This window comes from Lentibacillus kapialis (assembly GCF_014646635.1).
GTDB classification, from domain to species: domain Bacteria; phylum Bacillota; class Bacilli; order Bacillales; family Amphibacillaceae; genus Lentibacillus; species Lentibacillus kapialis.
Map to the genome: position 1 here is coordinate 77,410 of NZ_BMNQ01000002.1, position 13,752 is coordinate 91,161.

Genomic DNA, 13,752 nt, shown 5'->3' on the forward strand with positions numbered 1-13,752 from the left:
AACAATCTTACACATTCTATATATAAAACATATACGCATCATGCAATTCATCATTTTCATGCTGTTTCAAGTCTTCCAGTGTGGTGGTATCCAGCACTTCTTTGACTGCGTCTCTTATACGCATCCATAGTGCTTGTTTCGCCGGCTCTTCATTCTCCATCCCTTCAACAGGCGAAATAGGACCTTCGAGCACGCGGATAACATCGCCTGCTTTTATATCACGGGGGTCTTTTGCCAGTTCATAACCGCCATATGCACCACGTATACTTTTGACCAGTCCTGCATTCCTTAGTGGAGAAGCCAGCTGCTCCAGATAATGCTCAGATAATTCCTTCTCCCGTGCTATTGCTTTCAAGGAAATCGGTCCATTGCCATACTTTCTGGCCAGTTCCAGCATAATGGTCAAACCGTAACGGCCTTTTGTCGAAATTTTCATTAAATACACCTCGCGACAAGCTTAACGTTCATTATCATTATTTACAATACAAAATATTATAGCATGAATAGCCTGTCTCTTGCATTTTAACACAATCAGAATTACGCTTTTTACATATACATCTTATTATTTTATAAAAAGGACGATTAAATTGAAACAAAAACCACTTGCATTTCGTATGCGACCTGAACACATAGATGACATTATCGGACAAGACCATCTGGTGGGAGACGGCAAGATACTTTCACGTATGATTCAGGCAGAGCGTCTAGCATCCATGATTTTGTTCGGACCTCCCGGAACCGGAAAAACTTCCATGGCCTTTGCACTTGCCAGAAGTCTTCAACTGCCGGTCAGAATGCTTAATGCGGTTGTTGACAAGAAAAAAGATATGGAAATCGTTGTTGAAGAAGCAAAAATGAACGGGCAGGCCGTATTGGTGCTTGATGAGGTCCACAGACTGGATAAGGCAAAACAAGATTTTTTGCTTCCTCATATTGAAAGTAACCTTATAACACTGATTGGCTGCACCACCAGTAACCCTTATCATTCTATTAATCCTGCAATCCGCAGCAGATGTCATTTATTTGAGCTTTACCCATTAAAAATAGGCGACATCAAGACTGCGATTAAACGAGCTTCAGAAAATGAACAATATGGACTTGGCTCTCAATCCATAGAATTAAAGGAAGAAGCACTGGAGCATCTGGCTTTGGCAGCCAATGGTGACATGCGTACAGCATTGAACGGACTTGAACTCGCTGTATCTTCTACACCAAAAGACACAACAGGTAAAGTGGTTATCACACTTGACGCCGCTGAAGAATGCATGCAGAAGAAAAGCTTTTCTCATGATAAAGACGGTGATGCTCATTATGATGTTTTATCGGCTTTTCAAAAATCGATTCGAGGCAGCGATGCCAATGCAGCGCTCCACTATCTCGGCCGACTGATTGAGGCGGGCGATCTTGACAGTATCGCTCGCCGCATGATCGTCTGCGCATATGAAGATATTGGCCTGGCCAACCCGCAGGCCGGACCTCGTGCTGTATCCGCCGTGCAAGCTGCAGAACGTCTCGGTTTCCCTGAAGCGCGTATACCACTGGCTGTTGCAATCGTAGAACTTGCGTTGTCACCTAAATCCAATACAGCATATAAAGCGCTGGATGACGTTCTTTCCGATATTCGCAGCGGAAAAAGCGGAGATGTACCAGCCCATTTAAAAGACTCCCATTACCAGGGTGCACAAAAGATGGGGCGGGGAGTGGATTATAAATATCCGCATAATTTTGAAAACAACTGGGTTAATCAACAATATTTGCCGGATACTATCAAGAATAAAAAATATTACAAGCCAAAAGACAGCGGCAAATTTGAACAGCAACTAAAGCAGGTCCATGACAAAATACAGGAGGAAAAAAATAATACTAGATTTTAGAAGTATAATTCTTTTTTCAGACGGTCAAACTAAACAATAAGGTGGAACCTTTCGTTTGACTGTAATTGAAAAAGGAGTTGAAATTAATGGTTAAAGTGAGACAGGATGCATGGTCACATGAAGATGATCTGCTCCTAGCAGAAACGGTGTTGCGGCATATAAGAGAAGGCAGCACCCAATTACATGCATTTGAGGAAGTTGGTGATAAATTAAACCGCACCTCTGCTGCATGTGGCTTTCGCTGGAATGCTGAAGTAAGAAATAAATATAATGATGCAATCGAACTTGCAAAACGACAGCGAAAAGAGAAAAAACGCGAAACAGCCAGAAAAGCAAAACAACCGGTCATCACGGTATCTCAAAATGAACAGAATAATTATATGGAGACCACCAAAACGAAAGAGAAATATGAGCAGCTTGAACAACAACCAATAACAATGGATTCTGTGATTGACTTTTTAAAACACGTAAAAAAAGACTATCAGGCTTCCAATCAATCAAAACAGTCATTGGAACAAATACAGCAGGAAAACGAGGCATTAAGGAACGAAATAAGTGATTTGGAAGGTAAATTGACCCGTACAGCGAAACAGCTTGAAACTGTACAAGAGGATTACCAAGTATTTATGCAAATTATGGATAGAGCACGAAAAATGACTGTCTTTGAAGACCAGAATTCATTAAAATCCCCTTCGTTCAGAATGGATAAAAATGGTAATTTACAGCAGGTCGCAGATGGACCAAATCAGTAAACATAACATAAAGATGAAACTGCAAAAAGGAATCGGCGTTTTAACCGATTCCTTTTAATAAGCATATAGAATGTATGTATCTATCAATCCCAATTGTGCCGTCTGTTGAGAAGTTTTGATCCCGCTCCAGGCAGGTGGGCGCCCTGTTCCATATTTGTTGCGCTTCCCCTTTTCAAGGGCTTGCACTCAATACGAAAACCTATTCAGGCTCCCTTTAATATAAGTGTTCGGTCAAAACGAATATACCAGACGTACACATCAGGATTGAAAAAGTTATTCCCTTTATGATCTTTAAAGATATAGTAACATATACAAAATGTATTATCAATATTCACTCTCAGAAATTATGCGAAAGTAACCATTATCCAGCCTCTTTCCATTCCTTACTCTTTGTCATTAACTTGAATCGACAGTTCATCCAGCTGTGTCTTACTGACATCATTTGGGGCATTCGTAAGCAAATCGGAAGCCGAAGCAGTTTTTGGAAATAGGATTGTATCTCTCAAGTTCGAGCTTCCAGACAGCAGCATGACAATTCTGTCAAGACCCAAAGCAATTCCGCCATGTGGTGGTGCACCGTACTCCAAGGCTTCAAGTAAAAAACCAAACTGCTCATCTGCCGCTTCTCTTGTGAAACCTAATACATCCAACATCTTCATTTGTTGCTCTTTCTTATGAATACGTAGAGATCCCCCGCCAAGTTCATAACCGTTCAACACAAGGTCATACGCGTTGGCCCTCACATCACCTGGTGAGGTGTTAAGTTTATCAAAGTCTTCCTCAACAGGCATTGTAAACGGATGATGCGCTGCAAAATAACGTTCAAGATCCTCATCATATTCCAAAAGCGGCCAATCGGTAACCCAAAGAAAATGGAACGTGTTTTCATCAATCAGGTCCAATTCTTTTCCGAGCTTGAGCCTTAATGCGCCTAAACTATCATAAACAATAGATGTTTTATCACTGCCAAATAAAAGCAGATCACCATCAGCAGCAGTGGCACGCTCAATCAGCCCGTTTTTCTCTTCATCTGAGAGAAATTTAGCAATAGGGCCTGTTAATTGTCCATCATCTACTTTGAGCCATGCCAAACCTTTAGCACCATATACTTTAACAAAGTCTGTCAATTGATCAATATCCTTGCGAGAGTAATTAACTGCTTGTCCTTTAACATTTAATAAACAGACTTTTCCGCCTGATTCAATGGCTCCTTTAAAGACTTTAAACGATGATTGTTCCACGATATCGGAAACATGGATCAATTCCATCCCAAAACGCGTATCAGGTTTGTCGGAGCCAAACCGTGCCATCGCCTCATCATATGGCATTCGCGGCAGAGGCAAGGAAATATCAACATTGCCGACTTCTTTTAACACACGCCTCATCATTTGCTCAGTCATGTCCATAATATCATCGCTGGTCAAAAATGACGTTTCAATATCAACCTGAGTGAATTCCGGCTGTCGATCCGCCCGCAAATCCTCATCCCTGAAACACCGGGCTATCTGATAATATTTTTCAAAACCGCTCATCATAATCAGCTGTTTAAAAAGTTGCGGAGACTGTGGCAATGCATAGAATTGCCCATGATGCACCCGGCTTGGCACAAGATAGTCTCTTGCACCTTCAGGTGTACTTTTCGTTAAAATGGGGGTTTCCATTTCCAGAAACCCGTCATCATTCAAAAAGCTTCGAATTGCCTGTGTTGTTTGGTGTCTCATTTTAAATGTTTCCTGCAGCTTATTTCTGCGCAAATCAATGTAACGATACTTTAAACGCAAGTCTTCAGCAACATCCGTATCATCCTGGATTAAAAATGGTGGTGTCTTTGCTTTATTTAAAATGGTCAAATCTTTAGCAACAACTTCAATTCGCCCCGTCGCGATTGCCGGGTTAATCGTTCCTTCATCACGTTTGACCACACTTCCAGTCACCTCCAGAACATATTCGGTCCGGACTCCTTCAGCCGCTTCCAGTGCAGCTTTCGAATGATCCGGATTGAACACAACCTGTACAAGACCGGACTTGTCACGCAAATCAATAAAAATCAGGCCACCCAGATCACGGCGTTTTTGAACCCAACCTTTCAGCAACACTGATTCTCCAATATTTTGTTCACTTAATCTTCCGGCCAGCACTCGTTCACGCATTAGCATTTCCTCCTGAAAAGTTTTCCCTTCAAAAACCCGGGTAATTCAGTCAGTGACACTTCTACCTGATCACCAGTTGTCATTTCTTTCACATTTATGGTCTTCTTTTTCAGCTCAGTTGTACCTAAAATCAGGACATATTTGGCATGATAACGGTCGGCAGCTTTAAATTGAGCCTTCAACTTTCGGTCCTGATAATCCCGATCAACCTGAATACCATTTGTGCGCAAATCATGAATAATTTGAACTGAAGCTTCATCGGCCTCATCGTCAACTGTTACAATAAAGCAGTCCAAATCCTCACCTGAAGGTATTTCAATATTCTCAGCTTCCAGTGCCATCATTAACCGCTCCAGGCCCATGCCAAAACCAATTCCTGGTGTTTCGGGACCGCCTAGCTCTTCTATCAAACCGTTATACCTGCCGCCGCCGGCTAGTGTGGTGATCGCACCAAATCCTTCAGCTTCACTCATAATTTCAAATGCGGTATGATTATAATAGTCGAGCCCCCGTACCAAATTCGCATCAACCTCATAATCAATGTCCATCAGCGATAAATAATTTTTGACCTTTTCAAAATAAGCCTTGGAATCCTCATTCAAATAATCAAGAACAGATGGGGCATCTTTCATCGCAGGATGATCTTTATCGGTTTTACAATCCAAAATGCGCATTGGATTTTGCTTAAGCCTTGTCTGGCAATCGCTGCATAATTCATCTTTATAGGGTGTAAAATGATCAACTAATGCCTGACGGTGGCTCTCTCTGCTATCCTTGTCTCCTAGCGAGTTAATCACAAGTTTTAGTGACTTAAGACCAAGCTCACGGTAACAAGTCATTGCCAGATCGATGACCTCAGCGTCCACCGCCGGATCAGCACTCCCCATCACCTCGACGCCGAATTGATTAAGTTGCCGCATCCTGCCCTTTTGTGGACGTTCATATCGGAACATTTGGGCAAAGTAATATAGTTTGACCGGCTGTTTTGGATTTCCGTGCATTTTATGTTCCACAAAAGACCGGACAACCGGCGCAGTGCCTTCAGGTTTTAGTGTCAGACTCCGCCCTCCTTTGTCCTCAAACGTATACATCTCTTTTTGAACAATATCCGTCGAATCACCAACGCCCCGCTGAAAAAGTTCGGTGTGTTCAAATAAAGGTGTGCGGATTTCTTCAAAGTGATATCTATTACAAATATTTTTAATCGTTTCTTCAACAAACTGCCACTTTGCCGCTTCTTCCGGCAGAGTATCGGCCGTTCCGCGTGGAGCTTTTATATTCATCCACAGTACCCCCTTAGTCACTCAAATGATCGGTTCGTTAAATTCCTATTGCCGGACCACTCCCGGACATAGGCTTTCACAGACCGGATTGTCGCTTTCATCACCTTACCATATAACTAACGGTTTAACATTGCTCAAACAACAAAAAACTTCCGTCTCCCTTATGATAATAAGGGACGGAAGTTCAACCGCGTTGCCACCCTGGTTGGTGCTGTTTAAAAGCACCCGCTCTTCACAGTTAACGCCTGCAAAACGTCTATACCTACTTGTTATTATTCGATACAGAACCTAAGGAATGTCGTTCATCAGGTCTAATTGCGAAAATGCTTTCAGCCGATGACATTTTCTCTCTTTGCAGCAGAAATCTGATTACTCTTTCCCTCACTGGTTAATTTCATTTCATATTGAATGACTATTATATTAATGTTTTAACATCCATTTGTCAAGTACGGATTATTTTTTTCTTCAATTTTTTTACCTCACCAAGCGAAATACCCAGCTCATCTGCTATTTCCATGTGATTAAACTGATCCTCCATCTCCATGAAGCGATGAAAATCCGCACCAAAGATATCTTGATCAACACTTGTGACCCATTGCTTATCATTTACACGCATCATATTGACCTCCCTCATTCAGTTTATTTTTGCCTATTTTTAAATTTTTTATTACAATTTCAGTAATATAAACTGTTTAGGAGGAGGGAAATTTGTGTTCGTTAAAAAAATAGCCGGTTTGTTTTTGCTTATTATTTATTTTGCCTTCATTCCTGCAGTACAGGCCGATAAAGCGGTTGTAACCAGTGATAATTTAAATATCCGTTCGGGTCCGGGGACGGAATATAATCTGATCGGTCAAGTCAATACCGGTACAGCTCTTCATATGGTCAGCGTTGAAGATGGTTGGGTGGAAATTACGTATGATAATAGAACTGCCTGGGTATCAAGTGACTATGTCGACATTCATTCAAACCTAGACAGAGATTCCGCAAACAGCCAGCCTGTCGGCGGAAACGATATCGAAAACATTATGATTCAGCATGACAACACCCATTTGCGAAAAGGGCCTTCAACCTCATACGACATTGTCGGATTTGCCAATAAAGGTGAGGCGTTTAACGTAGCAGGCGAAGAAGGAAATTGGTATAAAATTGCAAATGAGGAGTTGTCGGGGTTTATATTAAAAACTTTTGCCGCTGTCCACACCAAACCAACCACATCAGCTCTTGAAGATAAAACCATCGTTATTGATGCCGGTCATGGCGGGCGTGATGTGGGAGCGATCGGTGCAAGTGGTACATATGAAAAAAATGTCACCTGGCGGACCGCGCAGGAACTAAAGAAAGAATTGACCATGCTTGGCGCTGAGGTTGTTCTGACCAGGAAGGCAGATCAGTTTATTTCGCTTGTAAGCAGGACGAGCCTAGCGAATATAGCAGGTACAGATGCTTTTATCAGTATCCACTATAACAGCTTTCCCCAAGCGCCTGAAGTGACCGGCATCGGGACATATTATTATCATAAACAAAGTGAAAAGCTTGCCCAATCTATCCAGGAAAGTCTCATCAATCAAACCGGAGCCAATAACCGTAAAGCACTTAGAAAAGACTATCATGTTATCAGGCAAAGTCTCAATCCATCCATACTCGTTGAGTTGGGTTTTATTTCCAATTCAGAAAAAGAGGAGCTGCTAGAGACCAACAGCTACCAAAAACTATTAGTTCACGGAATTGTTAGCGGCCTTACCAAATACTTTAAACAGATTACTTTCTAAATATGTTGTTTTTGATTAGAAAACTCGGCATTCGCCTCGTCTTATAGCGAATGCTGAAGCTTTTCTTATATGGTCATCCATAATTTATACTTTCTAACGTTACAAAAAAACCTAAATAAATAACGGAGGATGATTGCACACCCTCCGTTATTTATCGTCTGTATCCAGGATTATTGTCACAGGGCCGGAATTTGTCAGCTGTACTTTCATCATTTCGCCGAATTCACCGGTTTTCACATGTATATCATGCCGGACAATCAACTGATTAAAATATTGATATAGTTCATTTGCATGGTCAGGCCTGGCAGCATGCAAGTAGCTTGGCCGCCTGCCTTTGCGTGTATCAGCGTACAATGTAAACTGTGATATTGACAAAACTTCTCCCGAAACATCCTTTAACGAGCGATTCATTTTTCCGTTCTCATCATCAAAAATCCGCAAATGAACCAGTTTATTGACCAGATAATCAGCATCTTGTTCTGCATCTTCATGTGTTACACCGAGTAGAACGACAAGGCCGTGTCCTATCGCTCCGGTTTCCGATCCGTTAACTGTCACACTTGCATCTGCCGCACGCTGGATAACTGCTTTCATGGCTTTAGTCCTCCATTTTCCAATTATTGAACGGTCCGTGTTACCGTATAAACGTCTTTTATCTGTTTAATACGTTCAACGATCCGTTTTAAGTGGCCGGTATTATGAATCAATATCGTAATGTTAATAACAGCCATTCTGTTTCGGTCGGAGCGACCATTGACATACGTAATATTCGTCTTTGTTTCATTCACGGCCTGTAACACTTCATTCACTAAACCGCGCCGATCATAGCCCGAAATTTCCAAATCAACATGGTATTGTTTTTTTCCGGTATCCTTATTTTCCCATTCAACATGAAGACGGCGCTCTTGCGCTTCATCCGTCTGAATATTCGGGCAATCCGCTCGATGAACGGAGACCCCCCTGCCTTTTGTAATATATCCTTCAATAGCATCCCCGGGGACAGGATTACAGCATTTGGCAAGCCTTACTAATAAGTTATCGACACCTTCTACTTTGACACCTGAATCCCGTTTCTGTATCTTTTTGGTTACTTTATCTGTCTTGACTTCCTCCAAGGTTTCTTCGAGGTTTTGTTCTTTTTGTTTTTCCCGCCGCAGTTTATCTGTCAGACGTGTTGCAATCAATGCAGGTGTAATACCTTGGTAACCCACTGCAGCATACATGTCATCCTCGCTAGTGAAATTGAATTTTTCGAATACAAGTTTCAAGTTTTCCTGGGTCAGAACGTCTTTAGGATCGATTCCAAGCGACCTGATTTCTTTGTCGACCGCTTCTTTGCCTTTACTGATATTTTCCTCACGCCGCTGCTTTTTAAAGAACTGCTTAATCTTACTTTTGGCCTGTGATGTCTGGGTTATCGAAAGCCAATCCTGGGATGGGCCGTATGAGTGTTTGGAAGTCATCACTTCCACAATATCCCCATTTTTCAACTGATAATCAAGTGGCTCCATTTTTCCATTCACTTTTGCCCCAATTGTCTTGTTGCCAACCTCTGTATGAATCCGGAATGCAAAATCAAGCGGTACAGACCCTGACGGTAATTCGATGACGTCACCTTTGGGCGTGAACACGTAGACCATATCAGAAAATAAATCGACTTTTAAAGTTTCCATAAATTCTTCAGCATCATGTGTTTCACTTTGCCACTCAAGAATTTCCCGGAACCAGGTTAATTTATCTTCAAATGATTTGTTATCTTTGGCCACCTGTTTTCCTTCTTTATAAGCCCAATGCGCCGCTATTCCATATTCGGCAATTTCATGCATCTCTTTAGTCCGGATCTGCACTTCAAGCGGGTCGCCTTTCGGACCGATGACAGTGGTATGCAATGACTGATAAAGATTCGGCTTGGGCATGGCTATATAATCTTTGAATCTCCCCGGCATCGGTTTCCAGCACGTATGAATAATACCCAGCACTGCATAGCAGTCCTTGATGCTGTGAACAAGAATCCGAACCGCCAGCAAATCATATATTTCATTGAATTGTTTATTTTGCTTAGCCATTTTGCGATAAATACTGTATAGATGTTTTGGTCTTCCTGATATATCCGCCTCAATATTGACATCATCAAGCTGTGATTTTAGTTCTTCGATCACGTCGTCGATATAAGTTTCGCGCTCCTCACGTTTTTGCTTCATCAGCTGAACAATCCTGTAGTATTGCTGTGGATTCAAGTAGCGCAACGCGGTATCTTCAAGCTCCCATTTAATTGTTGAGATTCCGAGCCTATGAGCCAGTGGTGCAAATATTTCCAGTGTTTCGTTTGAAATACGCCGTTGCTTATCCGGTGGTAAGTGTTTTAACGTACGCATATTGTGCAAACGATCAGCAAGCTTTATCAGAATAACCCGAATATCCCTTGCCATCGCCACAAACATTTTTCGGTGATTTTCCGCTTGCAGGGCTTCCTTTGATTTATATTTGATTTTGCCAAGCTTTGTAACGCCATCCACAAGCATAGCCACTTCTTCACTGAATGCATTTCCGAGGTCTTCCAGTGTCACTTCGGTATCCTCAACAACATCATGCAAAAATCCACCTGCTATTGTCACAGGATCCATCTCAAGTTCCACCAGAATTCCGGCAACCTGAATAGGATGAACGATATAAGGCTCCCCTGACTTTCGGAATTGCTCCTTATGAGCATCTTTAGCAAAGTCGTATGCACGGTGTAGAAAAACAGCATCGTCCTCAGAAAGATACTCCCGAGCCTTATCAATCACTTCTTTACTTGTTAACAATTCGTCTTTAGCCATAAAATCACCTGAATTCAGTTTGACAATTCTTTCTGTCGGCCGGATTCACCCCGACTCTTTCTGCGGTTTCCAACCAGTCTGTAAATCAAAATATTGTTGTTCAAAGCTTTTTCTATTGTTTATAGTATTAAAAAATTTTTCTGAAATGTAAAGAGAAAACTGTTTTCATTCTGGATTAAGACGTTTTAAACAATCTTGCCTAATAATAACAGGTCTGATAATGAATTCAATCAGACCTGACATAAATACTTAATCCAGATAGTGCATTAGCGTCAGCACATCATAGCCATCCAATTTTTCCCGTCCATTCAAATAGGAAAGCTCAACCAGAAAAGCACACCCGACAACAACTCCGCCCAATTCTTCCACCAAATTGATTGTTGCCTCTATCGTTCCGCCTGTTGCAAGTAAATCATCAGTTATCAAAACACGCTGCCCGGGCTTGATGGCGTCTTGATGAATCGTGAGTACGCTTTTACCATATTCCAGACCATAATCAACTTTTATCACTTCCCGGGGCAGCTTCCCTTCCTTCCGTACAGGAGCGAAGCCCACTTCCAGCGCATAGGAAACGGGACAGCCGATAATGAATCCTCTTGCCTCAGGGCCAACAACAAGGTCAATATTTTTTTGCTTGGAAAAGTCAACAATTTCATCCACTGCTGACTTAAACGCTTTTCCATTATTCATTAGTGGTGTGATATCTTTAAATTGTACGCCTTCTACTGGCCAGTCTTCAACAATTTGAATGTGTTTTTTATAGTCCATAAACTACTTCCTCCTTGGAGTTAACCCTGTCTTTCAAACATTCGGACAGCCATGTTCTCAACTCATCATACGTTGAATAATATAATGTTTTTTCAATTTCAACTTTGGTCATGCGCCCCTGATAGACTACAGATGCCTCCAGGTCTTTATGAACAGGATTTGGGTTAATTATAATAAAATCATCCTCTATTTTAACAAAACCAAGATCAGAAAACACGTCTATCATAAATTCGATCCGTGCCTTTGTCCAACCTTTAGCTTCCATGATCATAGGCAAATCCTTATTCATGTCAATCTGTTTTCGCTTGAACAAGAGCGCATACAGCCACTTGAAGTCTGCTCTTGATGGAAAAACGTTCATGTAGACACTGTTCTCCAATTGAAAACAAGCATGAATATTGGTGGGATTCAAGCGCTGCAGCAATAACTTGAATGTTTCCAAATCTGTCGGCATATCGAACAAAAATAGCGTCTCAGTCTCTTCTAAGCTGTTTACATTTGCATCATAAGTAAGACATTGGACGCTGCCGGGAAAGTCTGTCATGTTTGGCAATTTCTGAGAGATTGCTGCGCACGCATGATTATGCTGGACATATGATGTTACCTGTGACGAATTCTTTCCTCGATGATCAAACAGTTGGTTATCATCAATTTTGATATCCTGCACTATCATCTGTACTTTCCGGTAGCCATTCCACTCGTTTATGCCAAGCTCACCGACCACAGATATCGGTGTCTTCGGTGTCAGATAATAAAATAACTTTCCCAGCCCGAAACCAATACCATCAAGGGTTTTATTTTGATGGCGAAACTGTATTTTAAGATGATTTTTATTATTCCCAATTTGTCTTTTTTCTGCAGGAATGTCTTCTAATTGAAAAACAGGTTTCGGATTGGCCATGCCAAATGGTGCCAACTGCCTGATTTCCTCTACCAACTCCTCATTTATTTCCGGTAAAGCTATGGACTTGGCAATCTCAATTTCCTGAGTGAAATCTTCTGATGATAGTTCCCGATGGATCAGATTATTTAATTCAACCTGTAAAATTTGTAAGTTTTCTATCGGAAGTGTCATTCCTGCAGCCTGAGAGTGACCACCGAAATGTGTAAATGTATTTCTTATTTTCATGCAGTTTGTAAATAAATCAAAGGCGGGGATACTCCTTGCAGACCCTTTCATGACCCCGTCTTCCGACAAAATTGATAAAACAATTGCCGGACGGTCGTACTTCCTAACCAGATTTGAAGCGACAATACCTAATACACCCTGATTCCAACCCTCTTTTGCCACAACAATAACACCCTGATCTTCAACAGAGCCTGTCATTTCTTCAGCCTCTTTTACAATAGCATTAACAATGTTTTTTCGTTCTTGATTGATTGATTGTATCATGTCTGCGATTTCTTCAGCTTCATCCTGAACATCTGTCAATAGCAGATGTACCGCCAGGTCAGCATTCTGTAATCTTCCAACCGCATTTAATCTGGGGCCAATTGAAAATCCAATATCCTCTTCAGTGATGCCTCCCTCAATGTCGCAAACTTTCAGTAATGCCTTCAGCCCTGGTCTTCTGGATCGTGATAAAGTTTGTAATCCATAGGAGGCAATGACGCGATTCTCTCCTATGAGTGGCACAAGGTCTGCAATCGTGCCAATAGCTGCAAAATCAAGCAGATGTTTTGGAAAATATCCAAGCAGGCGTTCAGCAAGTTTAAGCGCTACACCTGCACCTGCAAGTTCTTTAAAATCATAATTAGGGGAACATTTTGGGTGGATGATGGCATAAGCATCCGGCAGTTGTTCCTGTGGTTCGTGGTGATCCGTTATGATGAGATCAATTCCCAGTTGTTTTGCTAAAGCTGCCTCATCAACAGCAGCAATCCCGGTATCAACCGTTATAATTAATTGATATCCATTTTGATATGCCGTTCTGAATGCTTCTTCATTCGGTCCATAACCTTCTGTAAAACGGTTCGGAATATAGTAATTACAATGGGCACCAAGTTCGTGAAGTGTTTTGATCATGATGGCTGTAGAACTCACACCATCAGCATCATAATCACCATATACCAGAATGCTCTCATCAGCATTTACTGCCCTATGTACACGTTCTGCAGCTTTATCTATATCTGACAACAACTGTACATTATGTAATTGCGCTAAATCGGGCGATACAAACGCTTCAGCTTCTTCACGGGTTGTGATACCCCGCTGCAGTAACAATTCTTTAATAAGCGGTGAGAATCGGTTGGAATCCCAAGCTGGCCTCGCGGTTTGACTGTCTGCAAATTTCCATTTCATTTTACTCTCTAACATAAACTCACCCCTGACTT

The 13,752-nt window shown here is 41.6% G+C and carries 11 protein-coding genes, 1 other RNA gene and 1 other annotated feature; of the genes, 3 read left to right on the forward strand and 9 right to left on the reverse strand.

Features of this window, described 5'->3' with window-relative positions; translation table 11 throughout:
* Positions 1-16: 16 nt before the first annotated feature.
* Positions 17-436, reverse strand: coding sequence for a cysteine metabolism transcriptional regulator CymR (gene cymR, locus IEW67_RS01465; protein WP_188631276.1), 420 nt, complete (start codon positions 434-436; stop codon positions 17-19).
* A gap of 151 nt (positions 437-587) precedes the next feature.
* Between cymR and IEW67_RS01470 the strand changes: the two genes are divergently transcribed.
* Positions 588-1,874 (forward strand): replication-associated recombination protein A, encoded by a 1,287-nt coding sequence (locus IEW67_RS01470; protein ID WP_188631277.1) that lies wholly within the window; start codon positions 588-590, stop codon positions 1,872-1,874.
* Positions 1,875-1,960: 86 nt separating this feature from the next.
* A complete protein-coding gene (locus tag IEW67_RS01475; protein ID WP_188631278.1) occupies positions 1,961-2,626 on the forward strand; it encodes an RsfA family transcriptional regulator in 666 nt (221 codons plus the stop codon).
* An 82-nt stretch (positions 2,627-2,708) separates the two neighbouring features.
* Here IEW67_RS01475 and ssrS read toward each other — a convergent pair.
* The 4 genes from ssrS to IEW67_RS01495 form a co-directional block, all read right to left on the reverse strand.
* Positions 2,709-2,894: non-coding RNA, 6S RNA (ssrS, locus tag IEW67_RS01480), on the reverse strand.
* 115 nt (positions 2,895-3,009) lie between these two features.
* Entirely contained in the window at positions 3,010-4,776 is a 1,767-nt protein-coding gene (gene aspS / locus IEW67_RS01485) for an aspartate--tRNA ligase (protein WP_188631279.1), read from the reverse strand.
* Positions 4,776-6,059, reverse strand: a complete 1,284-nt coding sequence (hisS, locus tag IEW67_RS01490; RefSeq protein WP_188631280.1) for a histidine--tRNA ligase — start codon at positions 6,057-6,059, stop codon at positions 4,776-4,778. Before hisS ends, aspS begins: the two co-directional genes overlap by 1 nt.
* A gap of 169 nt (positions 6,060-6,228) precedes the next feature.
* Positions 6,229-6,453: a binding site (T-box leader), on the reverse strand.
* 48 nt (positions 6,454-6,501) lie between these two features.
* Positions 6,502-6,678 (reverse strand): hypothetical protein, encoded by a 177-nt coding sequence (locus tag IEW67_RS01495; protein ID WP_188631383.1) that lies wholly within the window; start codon positions 6,676-6,678, stop codon positions 6,502-6,504.
* A 91-nt stretch (positions 6,679-6,769) separates the two neighbouring features.
* Here IEW67_RS01495 and IEW67_RS01500 point away from each other — a divergent pair, with 91 nt between their 5' ends.
* Positions 6,770-7,831 (forward strand): N-acetylmuramoyl-L-alanine amidase family protein, encoded by a 1,062-nt coding sequence (locus IEW67_RS01500; RefSeq protein ID WP_188631281.1) that lies wholly within the window; start codon positions 6,770-6,772, stop codon positions 7,829-7,831.
* Between the two features lie 147 nt (positions 7,832-7,978).
* On the opposite strand, the gene dtd is transcribed toward IEW67_RS01500, so the two are convergent.
* The 4 genes from dtd to recJ all read right to left on the reverse strand — a co-directional run bounded on the left by dtd (position 7,979) and on the right by recJ (position 13,735).
* Positions 7,979-8,425 carry a D-aminoacyl-tRNA deacylase gene (dtd, locus tag IEW67_RS01505; RefSeq protein WP_188631282.1) on the reverse strand — a complete coding sequence of 149 codons (447 nt, stop codon included), beginning with the start codon at positions 8,423-8,425 and terminating at the stop codon, positions 7,979-7,981.
* 23 nt (positions 8,426-8,448) lie between these two features.
* Entirely contained in the window at positions 8,449-10,650 is a 2,202-nt protein-coding gene (locus tag IEW67_RS01510) for a RelA/SpoT family protein (RefSeq protein ID WP_188631283.1), read from the reverse strand.
* Between the two features lie 249 nt (positions 10,651-10,899).
* Positions 10,900-11,418: an adenine phosphoribosyltransferase gene (locus IEW67_RS01515; protein ID WP_188631284.1), complete on the reverse strand. Its 519-nt coding sequence runs from the start codon at positions 11,416-11,418 to the stop codon at positions 10,900-10,902.
* Positions 11,408-13,735, reverse strand: coding sequence for a single-stranded-DNA-specific exonuclease RecJ (recJ, locus tag IEW67_RS01520; protein WP_188631285.1), 2,328 nt, complete (start codon positions 13,733-13,735; stop codon positions 11,408-11,410). Before recJ ends, IEW67_RS01515 begins: the two co-directional genes overlap by 11 nt.
* Positions 13,736-13,752: the final 17 nt, after the last annotated feature.

Excerpts from the sequence above, each read along its gene's own strand:
- recJ (WP_188631285.1), bottom strand. The coding sequence starts at position 13,735 with ATGTTAGAGAGTAAAATGAAATGGAAATTTGCAGACAGTCAAACCGCG.
- aspS (WP_188631279.1), bottom strand. The coding sequence starts at position 4,776 with ATGCGTGAACGAGTGCTGGCCGGAAGATTAAGTGAACAAAATATTGGA.
- IEW67_RS01515 (WP_188631284.1), bottom strand. The coding sequence starts at position 11,418 with ATGGACTATAAAAAACACATTCAAATTGTTGAAGACTGGCCAGTAGAA.
- IEW67_RS01510 (WP_188631283.1), bottom strand. The coding sequence starts at position 10,650 with ATGGCTAAAGACGAATTGTTAACAAGTAAAGAAGTGATTGATAAGGCT.
- hisS (WP_188631280.1), bottom strand. The coding sequence starts at position 6,059 with ATGAATATAAAAGCTCCACGCGGAACGGCCGATACTCTGCCGGAAGAA.
- IEW67_RS01495 (WP_188631383.1), bottom strand. The coding sequence starts at position 6,678 with ATGATGCGTGTAAATGATAAGCAATGGGTCACAAGTGTTGATCAAGAT.
- cymR (WP_188631276.1), bottom strand. The coding sequence starts at position 436 with ATGAAAATTTCGACAAAAGGCCGTTACGGTTTGACCATTATGCTGGAA.
- IEW67_RS01475 (WP_188631278.1), top strand. The coding sequence starts at position 1,961 with ATGGTTAAAGTGAGACAGGATGCATGGTCACATGAAGATGATCTGCTC.
- dtd (WP_188631282.1), bottom strand. The coding sequence starts at position 8,425 with ATGAAAGCAGTTATCCAGCGTGCGGCAGATGCAAGTGTGACAGTTAAC.